Raw genomic sequence first — 15,951 nt, 5'->3', positions numbered from 1 at the left:
TCGCAATACCGTCCGCTCCCGCCTGGACTGGAGCAGAACCGTTACACTCGCCGCGCCATTGCCCCGGGGACCCCCATGAAAACCTGGCTATCGGCTGTCCTGCTCTGCCTGTCCGTCACGGTCGCGCACGCGGCCGGCGTCAAGTTTGTCCGGATTCCCGCCGATGCCGCCGGCCCCGAGTTGCGCGCGATCGTGTGGACACCCTGCGCGGACGCCGCGCAGGCCCTCACGATCGGCCCTTACGAGCTGAAAGGGAAGCGAGATTGTCCGACCGTCGGCGACAAGCTGCCGCTCGTCGTGATCTCGCACGGTCACGGCGGCACGTTCCTCGACCACCACGATCTCCCGGAAACGCTCGCTGACGCGGGCTTCGTGGTCGCGGCGATCAATCATCCGGGCGACACGTTCTCCGACATGAGCCACGCGGCCGACATTCAGGAGTTCGTCGAACGCCCCGTCGACATCAAGCGCCTGGTCGACTACATGCTGGGCAATGCCTCCGACGCCGCTCGAATCGATCCCGCACGGATCGGCTTCTTCGGCTTCTCGCGCGGCGGCTATACCGGTCTGGTGCTGGCCGGCGGCAATCCGGATTACGTGCATGCGCAGGTCGCGTGCACGGACCCGACCTTGCTGATCTGCCGGCAGATTCGCGACCGCGACCTTGTCCTCCCGCCACTGACGCACGACCCGCGCATCAAGGCCTACGTGCTGGCCGATCCGCTCGACGAATTCCCGACCGCCGACACGGTGAAGGACGTTCATGCCCCGATCCAGCTCTGGGCGTCGGAGGAAGGCGGCGACGGCGTCGAGCCGGCCACCCTCCCCGCGCTGGCCGGCCTGTTGCCGCAGCGGCCGGAATTCCACGTCGTGCGGCATGCCGCACATTTCGCGTTCGTCGCACCCTGCTCCGACGCATTGAAACAAAAGGCACCGCGCGTGTGCGTCGACGCCGGTGAATTCGATCGCGTCGCCTTTCACCAGGCATTCGACGCAAAGGCGCTCGCATTCTTCAGCGCCAATCTCCGCTAGCAGCGAAACGCCTTGCGCCACACACCTGACGCCGGCGCATGGTCGTTGCACGCAATCAGCGCACGCACCAGCGCCCAATCGTCGTCGTCGCAGAAATCGAGCAGCATTGCGCCGTACGGGCCGGGCTGCTCGCGCAATCGCTCGGCCAGCCGCGCATGGATGCCTTGAACGCGACCGTCGCCATGTGCAACCACCGACGGATTCGCGCCCATCCCGGTCCCGCTGCAGAAATTGAGCGCCCAGCGGCCGCTATCCGGCAATGGCAGGTGCGTCAGCAGTGTGTCGATCGCGCGCCACTTCCAGCCGATCGACGCGGCAACGGGCACGCGATACTCGTCCTGGATCACGAACGCACCATCGGGATGATCGATCGTGAACGTCGCGTTGTCGGGCCACGCGGTCAGGTCGATGCCGAGCGGCCGGCCGCTGCGAAAGCGCCGCAGCAGCACGACCGCGCCGCGCACGTCGGCGAGCGCTGGCAGCGTACCGCCGGCATGCCAGCGCAGTCGCGGGTGCCGCGCGCGATGTGCGTCGAACGTCGCATCGAAACCGCGCGTGCACGCGTGCGCCGGCCACTCGTCCTTCACCGACATCACGATACATTCGCGCGGATGCGCATCGAGAAAGCTTGTGCAGGTTGCCAGCACGTCGTCGAAGGTCATGCCGAGCGCGACGCCGCCGTGATGGATGTCGAACGCATCGCGCACGTGCCGGCAGCGAATGTCGAGCAGCCGCACGCCGTGCGCGAGCTGCGCGTCAAGCGGCGCGCGCTGCGTGCGCACGAGCCGATCGTCGACCGTATACGCACAGGTGTCATGGCTGCCCGGTAGGGTCAGCGTATGCAGCAGCCGCGCATCGTCGAGCGCCGACATCCAGTCGGCAGGCGGCATGCACGTATCGTGGTTCGAAGGAATCATCAATCAATGAATGACAAGGAAAGAAAACCGTGGGTGACGGCGTTGGATGTCGCGGCGCGGGCCGGTGTATCGCGCTCCGCGGTGTCGCGCGCATTCTCGCCGACCGCGAGCATCGCGCCGCAAACGCGCGAACGCGTGATGGTCGCCGCGCGTGCGCTGGGCTACCAGGTCAACCTGATCGCGCGCGACATGATCACGCAGCGCAGCAGCATGATCGGTGTCGTGACGGCCGGTTTCGAGAACCCGTTCCGCGCGCGGCTGCTGTCGGACCTGATGGCCGCGCTCGGACAGCGCGGGCTCACGCCGCTCGTGACCAATGCGGAAGATCCGCGCCAGGTCCGGCAATCGCTCGAACAGCTGCTCAGCTACCGGATCGCGGGCCTCGTGATGACGTCCGCGTCGCCGCCGCTGTCGGTGGCGCAACAGTATCTCGAACACCGGATTCCCGTCGTGATGATCAACCGCGAGGCGAACCTGCCCGGCGCCGATGTCGTCGTCAGCGACAACGCGGCGGGCGCCGTCCATGCGGCGCAGCGGCTCGTGCGGGCCGGCGCGCGCCGGCTCGCGTTCGTCGGGCCGCGCGGCGCGAGCTACAGCGCGCAGTCGCGCGCCGCGGCGTTCGAGCAGGCGATCGGTCGCGGTGACGCGTTCGACGCGACGCTCGCGCGGGTGCTCGACACACCGTCCGACACGCATGCAAGCGGGATCGACGCCGCGCGGCAACTGTTCGCGGCCGGCGATCGACCCGACGGCGTGTTCTGTTCGTCCGACCTGCTCGCGCTCGGCGTGATCGACGTCGCGCGCAGCGAATTCGGGTTGCGCGTGCCGGACGACCTGCGCGTGATCGGCTTCGACGACATCCCGGCCGCCGAATACGATGCGTATCGGCTGACGACGCTCCGGCAGGACACGCGCGGCCTTGCGCATGCGGCGATCGACCTGCTCGCCGACCGGATGCAGACGTTCGACGGCCCGTCGCGCACACGCGTCGTGCCGGTGACGCAGGTGGTACGCCATAGCTGTAAGTGACGAGGTGAAGTGACGCGCGGCATCGCCGCGCGTCACTTCAACCCGCCCGCGAATCCGCGCAACAGGTAGCGCTGCACATAACCGGCCACGGCCAGCGTGGGCAGCGATGCCATCAGGCCCGCGCTCATCAGGTCGCCCCAGTCGATGCCGTTCTCCGTCACGTAGCCGGCGATCGCGAGCGGCAGCGTGAAGCGGCTCGGCGTCGACACGAACAGCAGCGCGATCAGGAACTCGTTCCACGCGGCGATGAACACGAAGATCGCGGTCGCGATCAGCCCCGGCGCGCACAGCGGCAGCACGATCTGCACGAGCCGCCGCGCGAGCCCCGCACCGTCGATGCACGCCGCCTCTTCATACTCGACGGGCACGTCGCGCACGAACGCGAGCAGCATCCAGATCGCCATCGGCAACGCGTAGATCTGATACGCAAGCATCAGACCGAGCGTCGAATCGAGCAGGTGCAAGCGCTTCGCGAGCGCGAACAGCGGCACCGCGATCGTGATCGGCGGCATCAGCTTCAACGCGAGCACGAGCACCAGGAACAGCAGGTCGAGCCGCGCCGGAAACCGCAGCCGCACGAGCGCATATGCGGCCGGAAACGCGAGCGCCAGCGCCAGCAGCGTCGTGCCGAACCCGACCAGCAGCGAATTGAAGAGCGGCGCGCCGATGCCGTTGGACCACACCGACGCGAAATGCTCGAAGGTCGGCGCGGCCGGCCAGATCCGCAACGGATGATCGAGGCGCTCGAGCGTCGGCATGAAGGCCGCGCCGGCCATCCACAGGCACGGCAGCAGCAACAGCGCGAGCGCGGCGATGCGCAGCGCCCACGGCATCGCGCGACCGAATGCGGCGCCCGTTCGCGCGCGAGTGATGCCTGCGGGTTGCGCGGTCATGCGCGCCGCTTGCGAACCGTCTGCCATACATACCCCGAGACCAGCAGCGCGGACGCCGCAAGCATCAGCACCGACGCGGCACTCGCCGGCCCGACGTTGAAGAAGCGGAAGCCCGTGTCGTAGATATAGGTCGACAGCGTCTGCGTGGCGTTGCCGGGGCCACCGCCCGTCAGCGCATAGACCTTGTCGAACAGCTTGAACGTGTCGATCGAGCGCAGCAGCAGCGCGAGGCCGATCTGCGGCGCCGCGAGCGGCAGCGTGATGTCGCGCAGGCACTGCCACTCGCTCGCGCCGTCGGTGCGCGCGGCTTCGTACAGTTCGCCGGGAATCGACTGCAGCCCGGCCAGCACGATCAGGAACGCCATCGGCGTCCACTGCCACACGTCGACGAGCGCGAGCGACCACAGCGCGAGATGCGGATCGGACAGCCAGCGCACACCTTCGATGCCGAACGTCGCGAGCAGCGCGTTCAGGAAGCCGTCGAAATTGAGCCAGTTGCGCCAGATCGCCGAGCACACGAGCGTCGACAGCATCATCGGCAGGATCGCGAGCGGCAGCGCGATGCGCCGCCCCGGAAACGCGCGCACGAACAGCAGCGCGAGGCCGAAGCCGAGCGCAACCTCGGCGAGCGAGGCCACGATCGTGAAGCGCAGCGTGTTGCCGAAGCCGGCCGTGAACGCGTCGTCGCCGAGCACCGCGCGATAGTTCGCGAGCCCCGCGAACGCACGGCGGCCGGCCGCATAGTCGACCTGGCAGAACGAATCGATCAGCACCTGCGCGACCGGATACAGCGCGAGCGCGGCGAGCACCAGCAGCGCGGGCCCGAGCAGCGCGACGAACGGCAGACTGCGGCCGAGGGCTTTCATGCGCGGGTTCCGGGCGGCGAGTCGAGGCGGGCTGTCACTTGCCGACCGTGGCCATCGCCTGCGCGATCTTCTGCTGCGCCTGGCGCAGCGCGGCGTCGGGCGCAGCCTGCCCGGTCAGCGCGAGCTGAAGCTGGTCGCCGAGAATGCTCTCGACCTGCTGCCAGTCCTTCACGCGCGGCCGCGCCCGGCCGGCCTCGAGCGCCTTCAGTTGATCCGGATACCAGCGGTACTGGCGCACCAGCGCCGGATCGGTGAACACGCTGCGGCGGGTCGGCGGAATGCCGATGCCGGCGAGGCGCGTCTGCGTGTCGCGGTTGGTCAGGTACGCCAGGAAATCCTGCGCGAGCTTCGCGTGCGGCGCGTCCTTCGGAATGCCCATCTGCCAGATGCCGAGCATCGGCGCCGGGCCCGCGGTCTGCCCGGGCGGCGGTTGCAGCGCGATCTGCCCGACCACGCGCGACTGCTTCGGATCGTCGAGCGCCGGCACCCACGCGGGCCATACTTCGATCGACTGCGCGGCCGTGCCGCGTTGCAGCGCATCGCGCACTTCCGCCGCGCCGTACACGTCGACGTCCTTCGGCGCGGACGCCTTCAGTGCGAGGAAGGTCTTCAGCGCGGCCTGCGCCTCGCGCGAATCGATCGTCACGTTGCCGGCATGGTCGAACACGTCGCCGCCGTAGGCCCACAGGATCGGCAGGAAGCCCGTCACGACCGGGTTGCCCTTGGTGCCGCGAAACACCACGCCCGACACGCTCTTGTCCGCGCCGCCGACGGTCTGCGCGATCTTCAGCACATCGTCCCAGTTGCGCGGCGGCTGCAGCTTGTACTTCGCGAGCAGGTCCTTACGGTACGCGAACATCTCGACGTTGCCGACGATCGGCAGCGCGTACAACGCGCCAGCCGCGTTGCGGCCGAGCGCGACGGCGGACGGCACGAGGTCGGCGTCCGCGAGCGACGCGGGCAGCGGCTTCAGCCAGCCGTTGCCGATGAATTCGGGCGCCCAGGTGTCGTCCATCATCACGAGGTCGTACGCGCCGGTGCCTTCGCGCATCGACAGCTTGAGCTTCTGGTACAGGTTCGCGTTCGGCAGCTTGAGCAGCTCGATCTCGGTGCCCGGGTGCAGTTTGTTGAAGCCGGCGACGGCGTCGGCCAGCCCCTTGCCGTAAATGTCGTCGCGGCCCGCGATGACGAGATCCGCGGCACCGGCGTGCGTGGCGGCGAAGGACAGCGCAAGGGCGGCGGACAGCGCGCGCAGGCGGCTCAGCAAGGTCATGGGGTCTCTCTCGTTCGGCGTGGTGGCGGGACGGCCAGGTGTTGCACACGTGTGCAACACGAGTGGCGCTTCTGGCCGCCTGAAGCGAACGCCATTGTTCACGCCGATCGTTAAGAATTTATGGCACCCGGCGGAACAGGCGGCCGCCGTGCCCGGCCGCCCCGGTCCCGCCTTCCCGGCCAGACCTTCCCGGCCAGACCTCCCCGGCCGGACCTTCCCGGCCAGGTCAGAAGTTCACGCGGATCCCGGCCATCACCGCCAGCTGCCGGCTCGAGTTGCTGTTCGCGAGCACCGGGATCTGCGCGTAGTTCACCGCGTTGCCGTTCGCGTCGGTGCCGAGCCCCGTCCCGCTCGCGACCTGGCCGATCGCGACCGCATACAGCGCCGTGCGCTTCGACAGGCTGTAGTTCGTGCCGACGTTCACCTGGTGGAAACGCGTCGTGCCGCGCCCGTCGGTATGCGCGGCGTTGAAGATGTACGCGACGCCGCCCTGCAGCGCGGGCGTGAACATGTAGGTGACGTTCAGCTCGCCGATGTCGAACGTGAACGCCTGCGTGCGCGGCTGCGCGGTGGTCGAAAAGTAGCGGCTGTCGCCGAGGCGCGTATGCGTGTAGGTGAGCGCGACCGTCGCCGCGCCGAGCGTCAGCGAGCCGCCCGCGCCGAACGCGCGCATCGAGCCGGCGTCCTGCAGCAGGCAGTACATCGCGCCCGGGTTGCTGCACGCGAAATCGCCGATATAGCCGCTCGCGCCGCCGAGCGCCGCGTCGAGCGGCTGGTGCAGGTCGAGGTAACCGACCGAGAACGCCACCGGCGCGCGCGTGTACGTCGCGGCCACCGAATAACCGCGCTTCGCGGAAAAGTCGCCGGCCTGCCCGCCGAAGCTGAACGTGCCGCCGAACGTGAGGCCGTTGAAATCCGCGCTCGTGAACTTCACCGCGTTGTTGAAGTTGAACGCGGCATTCAGGTTATCGACGTCGCCGAGATGCGAGCCATACGGCGTCGCCCAGTTGTTGCTCGACACATACGCGCCGAGCATGTCCGTGTACGAATCGTATTGGCGGCCGAGGCCGAGCGTGCCGATCGTGTCCTTGCGCAGCCCGACCCACGCCTGCCGGCTGAACGCGGTGCCGCCCTGCAGCGCCTGCCCGTTCGCGGACAGGAACTGCTGCTCGAGGTTGAACACCGCGTCGAGCCCGCCGCCGAGCGGCTCGGCACCCTGGAACCCGAAACGGGACGGCACGAGGTTGCCGCCGCCCATCTGCCACGCATGGCCGCCGCCCGTGCTGCCGTCGGCGCGCGTGAACTGCTGGTTCGTCGAGTAGATGATGCCGGTGTCCACCGTGCCGTACAGCGTCACGCTGCCCGAAGTCTGCGCGTGTGCGTGCATGCAACCCAGCGTGGCCGCGGCTGCGGCCAGTCGTCGTCCGATCTTCATGTCCCGCCCTTTGTGATGATCGATTCGCAGTGCAAATCGATGGTGTTGTCGATATGGGTGACAGGACTCTATCCAGCGAAAATTCAGGACCTCTATCGCAAATCGGCAAACGGTGGAATGTGCGACGCGCGACGCGGCCCGGCGGCTGCGTCGCGGTGCACGTGCGTCATGCGGGACGCGTCGTCTGGGAAGGCAGTTCGCCGAACAGGTCGCGATACTCGCGCGCGAAATAACCGAGATGCGTGAACCCCCAGCTCGCGGCGGCCTCGCCGACGCCGAGCTGCTGCACGGAGGTCGTGCGCAGCATGCGCCGCACCGCGTTCAGCCGGATCGTGCGCAGATAACCGACGGGCGTGACGTCGGCAACACGCTGGAAGCTCGTTTGCAGCGTGCGGCGGCTGCAGCGCAGCGCGCGGCACAGTTCGAGCACGGTGACGGGTTCCTCGGGCCGGTCGCGCAGATGCTTCTCGCAGCGGCTCACGATGTCGCTGTAGGTGGCGTGCGTGATGTCGCGGCGCTCGACGCCGATGCCCTGTTCGAGCGCATCGAGAAACATGCCGAGCATCGCGTCGCGGAACATCTTGCGGGTGGCCGCGTACTCGAGGTGACCGGGGTTGCGCTGCGCATCGTCGATCAGCGACGACAACCGCACGCCGAGCGCGACGCCCTGCGCATCGGACAACCGCGTCACGTGCCGCAGCTTGCGCGCGCCGGCCGCGCCGAATTCGGCCTCGCACAGCTCGTCGACCATGTCGGACGCCGCGCTGATCCCGACGAGCCCCATCCCTTCCGGTGTGTGGAATTCGAAGTCCTCACCGGCGCGCAGCGCGAGCAGCGCATAACCGTCGACCGGCTGGCCCTGGAACGTGCCGGCGAGCGGCACGGACAGCGGCACCGCGAGCGACGTGCGCCCGGCCGGTGCGAGCCCGGTTTGCGCGACGCGCCGGTTGGTCGTTTCGCGGAAGAAGTGGAAATCGTCGTACAGCACCTGGGTGACCGTGCCCTTGAAGCGGCCCGGCGTCATCTGGCGGTAGACCTGATGCCAGCCCGCGATCGCGAGCCCGTGATCGTGCACGTCTTCGTGTGAGCGAGACTGGAACAACATCGGCGCCTCCGGTGAAACCCTGATTCCTGGATGCGACCGAGGCATTCGCCCGGCCGCAACGCCACAGCTTACCCGCGCAAAAACCTGTGCAGTGCGGTTTCGAACGCAAGACAGGCCGCCGACAGCGCGGCGGCCTGCTCGCCGGTCAGGCGGACATAACGGCGAAACGACGGCATTCGGTTCACGATCTCGCTGCCGCCGAACGGCACGATCGCGAGCGTCCAGCGGCCGTCGCACGCGTCGATCGCGCAGTCGGTCAGGTGCAGCGGCCGCAGCGCGTCGGCCAGCGACGGCTCGGCGACCAGTGCCGCCACCGTGTCGACGAATCCGGGGTCACATCCGGGCACGGGCACCGCGTCGATGCCGGTGCGGCGCAGCCAGCCGGTCTGCCGTATGCGGGCGCGGCCCTGCACTGCCGGGCCGCAGACGGTCGCCGCCACCTTCACGCTGACCGTATGCATCAGGAACTGGCGCTCGACGCGCTCCTCGACGCTCACGCGCACGCCGTTCGGCAGCCGCGCCGCCGGACTGCCGGCACCGTCGGCGTCGCGCGCGGCATGCAGGTCGGCGAGCACGCGCGCGGCGATCGCGCCGGGCCGATGGCCGAGTGGCAGCTCATCGGGCGCCGCGCGCCACCGGGCGAGCGCGGCCTTCACGACGCGACGTGCTCGTTGCGCAGCACTTCCTCGACCGGCACCGGCTTGAACGGATGCCGGCGCTGCACGACGAGCGTCCAGAACAGCGCGTACAGCGCGGTGAGCCCGAGCATCGCGCCGAACGGCACGTAGATGTCGCGCGCGTTCATGCCGGGCGGCGTGATGTACCAGATCGCGAGCACGATACCGACGCTCGACACGATCTGCGGCAGCGGGAACAGCGGCGAACGGTACGGGCGCGGCAGGTCCGGGCGGCGGATGCGCAGCATCACGACCGACGCGGTGACGAGCAGGTACGCGGTGCCCCACGCGCAGGTCGCGGCGAGCACGAGGTGCAGGATGCTGTCGAGATTGCCGTTGATCAGCCACGCGTGAACGATCGGCACGACGGCCGCCGCGACGATGCCGACCACGGGCGTCTTGAAGCGCGGATGCAGGTACGCGAAGCAGCGCGGCAGCGCGCCGTCGATCGCCATCCCGTACAGGATGCGCGGCAGCCCGGCCATCAGCGTGTTGATCGTGGCGGCGCCCGCGAACAGGAACGCGACGCCGAACCAGATGCGGCCGAACGGGCCGAGCACCTGCAGCGCGAACGCGGGAATCGCGCCCGGCGTGTCGAGCAAGTGCGTGAGGCCATCGGGGCTCACGGGCACGTTCGCGACCTGGCGGCGGATCGCCGCGCCGTACAGGAACATGCAGATCGCGACGCCGACGAGGCCGATCGTCATCGCGCGCGGAATCGTGCGGCCCGGCGCCTTCATTTCCGGCGCGAGCGGCGTGACGAACTCGCAGCCGACGAACATGAACATCGCCATCCCGACCAGCGACAGCACGGCCGGCACCGACGTGCCGACTTCCGAGCCGCCGAACCAGCCGTCGAGGTGCACGGCCGGCGCGGCCACGAGCCCGAGGATCCCGAAGATCATCAGCGACAGCCACATGCCGGCCGTCAGCACGATCTCGAGCTTGCTGAACACCTTGATGCCGATGATGTTGGTGATCGCGAACGTGATCACGAGGCCGACGCCGACGAGCCAGGAACTGTTGTGCTTCTCGAATGCCGCGTTCAGCGATTCGAAATTGACGAGCGCCATGATGCCGCTCAGGATCGTTTCCGCCGTGCCGGCGAACACGTGCACGAGGAAATACGCGGAGATCGTGCCGGTGATCGCCCAGAAGCGGCCCAGCCCGCACGACAGGTAATCGTAAACCGAGCCGGCCGTCGGCAGCATCGCGGCGGCTTCGGAGAACGTGGTCGCCTGCGCCTGCATCATCACGAACGCGATGATCATCGCGACCGCGAACGCCCAGCCGCCCATCCCGAAGCCCGACGTCGCGGTGAGGATCACCGGGCTTGCCATGATGAGGCCGACGGCGCTCGCCAGCGCGGTCGGAAAACCGACCGCGCCCGCCTTCAGCGCCGTGCCGCCGCCTGCTTCGGCCGGCGAGCCGGCGGGCGTGCCGCCCGCGGCGCCGGTAACTCCTGACCATCCCGACATCTTTGTCTCCTTCCTTTGTTGACCCGAACCCGCGCTGCGCGCCCGGGCTTCCTGTCGATCAAAACGCGATCCGATGTCGAAAAAATACGCAGGCAAAATAATCCGGTCATAGCGCAAATCGGCAAACCCGCGACGGCGGCCACGCCGCCCGCCACAGGCCTGCCGTCACGCGATCGCGTCGTCAGGCGAACGGCACGGCCTCGAAGCCCGCCGCGAGCGCATCGACGATCCGGTCGAGCTGCTCGCGCTGGATCACGAGCGGCGGCGACAGGATGATCTTCGTGCCGACCGGGCGCACCATCACGCCGTTCTCGCGCGCGACTTCCGCGACCGCGTTCGCATAACCGGACAGCGGGTCGATCGGCTCGCGCGTCGCCTTGTTCGCGACGAGGTCGAGCGCGAGCATCAGCCCCTTGCCGCGCACCTCGCCGACCGCCGCGAAGCGTTCCACGAACGGTTGCAGCGCTTCGAGCAGATACGCGCCCTGCTTCGCCGCATTCGCCGGCAGGTCTTCCTTCACGACGATGTCGAGGCTTGCGATCGCGGCCGCGCACGCGACCGGGTGGCCCGCATACGTGTAGCCGTGCATGATCGCACCGCCGAAGTCCGCATTCTCGGCGAACGCGTCCTCGATCCGCGCGTTCACGACCGTCGCGCCGAGCGGCACATAGCCCGACGAGATCCCCTTCGCGAGACACATGATGTCGGGGCGCACGCCCCAGCCGCGGCTGCCGAACATACTGCCGCTGCGGCCGAAGCCCGTCACGACTTCGTCGGCGATCAGCAGCACGCCGTAGCGGTCGCACACCTCGCGCACCAGCGGCCAGTAGTTGGCCGGCGGCACGATCACGCCGCCCGCGCCCTGGATCGGCTCCGCGATGAACGCGGCGACCGTGTCGGGGCTCTGGAACAGGATCTCGCGCTCGAGCATTTCCGCGCAGATCCGGCCGAGTTCCTCCGGATCCTGCGTGAACGGGTTGCGGTACAGCCACGGCGTCTCGACGTGGAAGCAGCCGGGCAGGTTCGGCTCGTAGTTGCGGCGGAACACCGTGTTGCCGTTCACCGACGCGCCGCCGAAGTGCGTGCCGTGATAACCCTGCTTCAGCGAGATGAACTTCGTGCGATCGGCCTGGCCGCGCACCTTCCAGTACTGGCGCGCGATCTTCAGTGCGGTCTCGATCGAATCGGAACCACCCGAGCTGTACAGCACGCGGCGCATCCCTTCCGGTTCGAGCAGGTCGATCACCTTCTTCGACAGCTCTTCCGCACGCGGATGCGAAATGCCGTCGAACAGCTGGAAGTATTCGAGCTCGTCGAGCTGGCGCACGATCGCGTCCTTCACTTCCTGGCGGTTGTGGCCGACGTTCACGTTCCACAGGCCCGCGACGCCGTCGACGAGCTTGCGGCCCTCTTCGTCGAACACGTAGCAGCCGTCGCCGCGCACGATGCGGATCGGCTTGCGCTGCTTCATCTCGTTCGGGTGCACCATCGGATGCCAGAATTTCGCTTCGTTGTAGCTCATTGCAGTCTCCACTGTCGGATCGTTTGAACGTGGGTCGTTCGGGTTCGAGGTTCGCGCCGCGCGTCAGTGCGCGATGCAGACGGATTTGGTTTCGGTGAAGCCTTCGATCGCGTACTGGCCGAATTCGCGGCCGATGCCCGATTGCTTGTAGCCGCCGAACGGCATCGACGGGTCGAGCGGGATATGGCAGTTCACCCACACGGTGCCGGCCTCGATCTGCGGCACCAGGTTCATCACGCGCTTCAGGTCGTTGCTCCAGATGCTCGCGGCGAGACCGTACGGCGACGCGTTCGCGAGGCGCACCGCGTCGGCCGCATCGTCGAACGGCACGACGACGATCACCGGGCCGAACACCTCGTCGCGCACGATCGCGCTGTCCGGATGCGGATCGGCGATCACGGCCGGCTTCACGAAATAGCCGGGCAGGTCGTCGGCCGGCGTGCCGCCCGCGAGGAACGTGAGGCCCGCGCGGCGCGCGCCTTCGATGTGCTGGATGACCTTGTCGCGATGGTGCGCGGAGACGAGCGGGTTGATCTGCGCGGTCATGTCGAGGCCCGCGCCGAGCTTCATCGACTGCGCGACGCCCGCGAGGCCGTCCGCGAGCTGTGCGTACTTGCTGCGGTGCACATAGATGCGCGACGCGGCCGCGCACACCTGCCCCTGGTTGAAGAACGCGCCGGCGGCGACGCCGTCGAGCGCCTGCGCGACGTCGATGTCGTCGAGCATCACGATCGGGTTCTTGCCGCCGAGCTCCAGCGAGAAGCGCGTCATGTTCTGCACGGCCGCCGCGCCGACCAGCTTGCCGGTCGCGGTCGAGCCTGTGAACGAGATCTTCGCGATCGACGGGTGGCTCGCGAGCGCGGCGCCGCACGTGCGGCCGCCGGTGACGACGTTGAACACGCCGGGCGGCACGCCCGCTTCGCGTGCGAGTTCGGCGAGGCGCAGCGCGGTGAGCGGCGTTTCCGGCGACGGCTTCAGCACGATCGTGCAGCCGGCCGCGAGCGCGGGAATCAGCTTCCACACCGCGATCATCAGCGGAAAATTCCACGGCACGATCGCGGCGACCACGCCAACGGGCTCCTTGCGCGTATAGGCCGTATAACGTGCGCCGGGCGGGAACGGGATCGACACGTCGAGCGTCTGGCCGGTGATCTTGGTCGCCCAGCCGGCCATGTAGCGCACGTATTCGACGCTCGCGCCGACCTCGATCGCGCGCGACACGTGGATCGACTTGCCCTGGTTCAGCGTTTCGAGCTGCGCGAGCGTTTCGGTGTCGGCTTCGATCAGGTCGGCGAGTTTCAGCAGGATGCGTTCGCGGTCGGCCGGGCGCAGCCCGCTCCACACGCGGGTGTCGAACGCGCGCTTCGCGCTGGCGACCGCGCGGTCGACGTCGTGCTCGTCGGCGTCCGCGACCGTCGCAAGTCGCTCGCCCGTCGCGGGGTCGTACACGTCGAGTCGCGCGGCCGCGTGCGCGGGCTGCATGTCACCGTCGATGAAGAGGCCGAAGTCGCGCGCAACGAAGGTGCGCACGGTGTCGCTGACGGCGACGAAGTTCGTGTTGCTCATGGGCGTCTCGATGTTTGTCGTGGCTAGGCCGCGTGTGCGTGGGCACGCGGGCGTCGTTCCACTGTATCGACGGGGGATCGCGCTCGGTGAGCGCAAATTGGCAGCGCGTGGGGGGATGGCGGCAGTCGCAAACAACGGACCGCGTCATCGGAAACGGACGGTGTTACAGGAACAGCGCCCCGACCAGCTCGGTGCGGTTCGACACGCCGAGCTTGCGGTACATGCGCATCAGATGTGTCTTGATCGTCGGTTGGCCAAGCGCGAGATCGCGCGCGATCTCCTTGTTCGAGCGGCCGTCGCGCACGAGGCGCGCGATCTGCTCCTCGCGGTAGGTCAGCCGCTCTTCGCAACCGATCCGGTGGATTCCGCGGCGCGCGCGCAGCAGCGGGCTCAGCGCGGCTTCGGCGACCGGTTGCAGCCGCGCGAGCGCGTCGATCTCGCCGGGCGCGAACCGCCCTGCCGTGCTGTTCCCGGCCGCGCCATCGCCCGCTTCGCCCGTGCCGAAGCGCAGCAGCGAGAATGCGCCGACCGTCCGGCCCGCGTCGCGCAGCCAGATCTCGACGACGTCGGCCACATCGTGCCGCCGCAGGAAGCGGGTCCAGTACGCGGACGCCTCGCGTCTTTCGTCAGGCAATTGGGAAGCGAGCGTGACGACCGCACATTCCCCTGCCGCGCAGCGTGACGGATGCAGCGGATCGAGCATCCGGTAGCGCGCGACATAGGTGCGATGCATCGATTCCGGCATCCCGAACAGCTCGAAATCGGCCGGTTCGCCGCTCTGGTCGAGCCGGTAGAACACGATCGCGGACGGGCTCGCGAACGCGTCGAACGCGTCCACGCATGCGCGCAGCGCGCGCTGCCAGTCGGCGGCGTCCTGGTCGGCGGGAACGGAGGGGGTCGGCATGGTGGAATCGGCTGGCGGGCGAACGCATCGAAGTTCGGGCCAGCCTACCGGCGCCGAAAAGCGCTGGTGAGCACAAATCGGCAAATCGTCCCGGTGGGGTCGGTGTGGCCGGGACGACGCAGGCGCGACGATGCGCGCCCGCTCTGTCAGCGTGCGTTCGCCGCGAACGTGTCGCAGGCGCTGATCTCGCCCGACTCCATCCCGCGCCGCAGCCAGTACACGCGCTGGTCGCTGGTGCCGTGCGTGAAGCTTTCCGGCACGACGTAGCCCTGCCCTTGCTGCTGCAGGCGATCGTCGCCGATCGCGGCCGCCGCCTTCAGCCCCTGCTCGAAATCGCCGGGTTCCATCAGCCGCTGGTTTGCGCGCTGCGCGTTGTTCGCCCACACGCCGGCGAAGCAGTCGGCCTGCAGCTCCATCCGCACCGACAGCGCGTTCGAGTGCGCCTGGCTCGAACGCCGGCGCGCGGCGTCGACCTTGTCGGAAATTCCGAGCAGGTTCTGCACGTGATGGCCGACTTCGTGCGCGATCACGTAAGCCTGCGCGAAATCGCCGCCCGCGCCGAAACGCTTGCGCAGTTCGTCGTAGAAACCGAGATCGATATACACCTTGCGGTCGGCCGGACAATAGAACGGCCCCATCGCCGTCTGGCCCGTGCCGCAGGCGGTCGGCGTCGAGTTCGTGAACATCACGAGCTTCGGCGGCTCGTACTGCGCATGCAGCTGGGTGTTGAACACGCCCGTCCACGTGCGTTCGATGTTGCCGAGCACCTTGCGCGTGAACACCACGCCCGGCTCGTTCGACGGCGCGCCCTGGCGCTGCGTCGGCGCGGGCTGCGCCTGCTGCTGGTGGCCCTGCAGCGCCGATGCGCCTTCGAGCACCACGCGCGGGTCGATCCCGAAGAAATACGATGCGGCCAGCGCGACCACGATCGTGCCGATGCCGATCGTCGCACCGCGCCCGCCGCCGAAACCGCCGGCACCGCGGCGATCCTCGACATTCATGCTTTCTCTTTCGTCGTCCAGCCTCATGACCGGCCCTCCCTGTTCTTGTCGATGGTCCGATCGCGCCAGCGCGCAACCGGGCGATCCGCCGTGGCCACACGATCCACCGGCAGACGCGATGTCTGCGCATCGGGCGCACGCTCGCGCCGATCTCGCCGGCCTGCCGCTCCGCTCGCACGACGGAATCGGCCAGCCGACGCGCCGCGCGTCGATGCGCGGGCACGCCCGCGCTATTTTGCCGGGCTTTCGTGAC

14 protein-coding genes are annotated in these 15,951 nt (G+C 68.6%); 2 read left to right on the top strand and 12 right to left on the bottom strand.

Annotated features, from left to right (window positions below; translation table 11 throughout):
• The first annotated feature begins 75 nt into the window (after positions 1–75).
• Positions 76–1,032 carry an alpha/beta hydrolase family protein gene (locus tag H3H55_RS21800; protein WP_193100164.1) on the top strand — a complete coding sequence of 319 codons (957 nt, stop codon included), beginning with the start codon at positions 76–78 and terminating at the stop codon, positions 1,030–1,032.
• On the opposite strand, the gene H3H55_RS21795 is transcribed toward H3H55_RS21800, so the two are convergent.
• Positions 1,029–1,949 carry a phosphatidylinositol-specific phospholipase C gene (locus tag H3H55_RS21795; protein ID WP_193100163.1) on the bottom strand — a complete coding sequence of 307 codons (921 nt, stop codon included), beginning with the start codon at positions 1,947–1,949 and terminating at the stop codon, positions 1,029–1,031. The genes H3H55_RS21800 and H3H55_RS21795 overlap by 4 nt on opposite strands.
• Before the next feature lie 6 nt (positions 1,950–1,955).
• Here H3H55_RS21795 and H3H55_RS21790 point away from each other — a divergent pair, with 6 nt between their 5' ends.
• Positions 1,956–2,978: a LacI family DNA-binding transcriptional regulator gene (locus tag H3H55_RS21790; RefSeq protein WP_193100162.1), complete on the top strand. Its 1,023-nt coding sequence runs from the start codon at positions 1,956–1,958 to the stop codon at positions 2,976–2,978.
• A 32-nt stretch (positions 2,979–3,010) separates the two neighbouring features.
• Here H3H55_RS21790 and H3H55_RS21785 read toward each other — a convergent pair whose 3' ends face one another.
• The 11 genes from H3H55_RS21785 to H3H55_RS21735 form a co-directional block, all read right to left on the bottom strand.
• On the bottom strand, positions 3,011–3,871 hold the full coding sequence (locus H3H55_RS21785) for a carbohydrate ABC transporter permease (RefSeq protein ID WP_193100161.1): 861 nt from the start codon (positions 3,869–3,871) through the stop codon (positions 3,011–3,013).
• A complete protein-coding gene (locus H3H55_RS21780) occupies positions 3,868–4,737 on the bottom strand; it encodes a carbohydrate ABC transporter permease (RefSeq protein ID WP_048247175.1) in 870 nt (289 codons plus the stop codon). Before H3H55_RS21780 ends, H3H55_RS21785 begins: the two co-directional genes overlap by 4 nt.
• 34 nt (positions 4,738–4,771) lie before the next feature.
• On the bottom strand, positions 4,772–6,010 hold the full coding sequence (locus H3H55_RS21775; protein WP_193100160.1) for an ABC transporter substrate-binding protein: 1,239 nt from the start codon (positions 6,008–6,010) through the stop codon (positions 4,772–4,774).
• A gap of 226 nt (positions 6,011–6,236) precedes the next feature.
• Positions 6,237–7,445 carry a porin gene (locus H3H55_RS21770; protein ID WP_193100159.1) on the bottom strand — a complete coding sequence of 403 codons (1,209 nt, stop codon included), beginning with the start codon at positions 7,443–7,445 and terminating at the stop codon, positions 6,237–6,239.
• A gap of 166 nt (positions 7,446–7,611) precedes the next feature.
• Positions 7,612–8,550 (bottom strand): helix-turn-helix domain-containing protein, encoded by a 939-nt coding sequence (locus tag H3H55_RS21765; protein ID WP_129515320.1) that lies wholly within the window; start codon positions 8,548–8,550, stop codon positions 7,612–7,614.
• A gap of 68 nt (positions 8,551–8,618) precedes the next feature.
• Positions 8,619–9,206 carry a DUF3156 family protein gene (locus H3H55_RS21760; RefSeq protein ID WP_193100158.1) on the bottom strand — a complete coding sequence of 196 codons (588 nt, stop codon included), beginning with the start codon at positions 9,204–9,206 and terminating at the stop codon, positions 8,619–8,621.
• A complete protein-coding gene (locus tag H3H55_RS21755; RefSeq protein WP_129515322.1) occupies positions 9,203–10,705 on the bottom strand; it encodes an APC family permease in 1,503 nt (500 codons plus the stop codon). The genes H3H55_RS21760 and H3H55_RS21755 overlap by 4 nt, the downstream gene beginning before the upstream one ends.
• A 181-nt stretch (positions 10,706–10,886) precedes the next feature.
• On the bottom strand, positions 10,887–12,227 hold the full coding sequence (locus H3H55_RS21750; protein WP_193100157.1) for an aspartate aminotransferase family protein: 1,341 nt from the start codon (positions 12,225–12,227) through the stop codon (positions 10,887–10,889).
• Positions 12,228–12,290: 63 nt separating this feature from the next.
• Positions 12,291–13,793, bottom strand: coding sequence for an aldehyde dehydrogenase family protein (locus H3H55_RS21745; RefSeq protein ID WP_193100156.1), 1,503 nt, complete (start codon positions 13,791–13,793; stop codon positions 12,291–12,293).
• A 163-nt stretch (positions 13,794–13,956) separates the two neighbouring features.
• The gene (locus H3H55_RS21740) at positions 13,957–14,697 is read right to left on the bottom strand and encodes a helix-turn-helix transcriptional regulator (RefSeq protein ID WP_193100155.1); all 741 of its coding nucleotides are present in this window, start codon (positions 14,695–14,697) and stop codon (positions 13,957–13,959) included.
• Between the two features lie 146 nt (positions 14,698–14,843).
• A complete protein-coding gene (locus H3H55_RS21735) occupies positions 14,844–15,725 on the bottom strand; it encodes a neutral zinc metallopeptidase (protein WP_193100154.1) in 882 nt (293 codons plus the stop codon).
• Positions 15,726–15,951 lie beyond the last annotated feature (226 nt).

Origin of the sequence: Burkholderia sp. Z1 (assembly GCF_014893795.1) — a bacterium.
GTDB lineage: Bacteria > Pseudomonadota > Gammaproteobacteria > Burkholderiales > Burkholderiaceae > Burkholderia > Burkholderia theae.
Note: the sequence above shows the minus strand (reverse complement) of the source record. Positions and strands in the feature narration are given on the sequence as shown.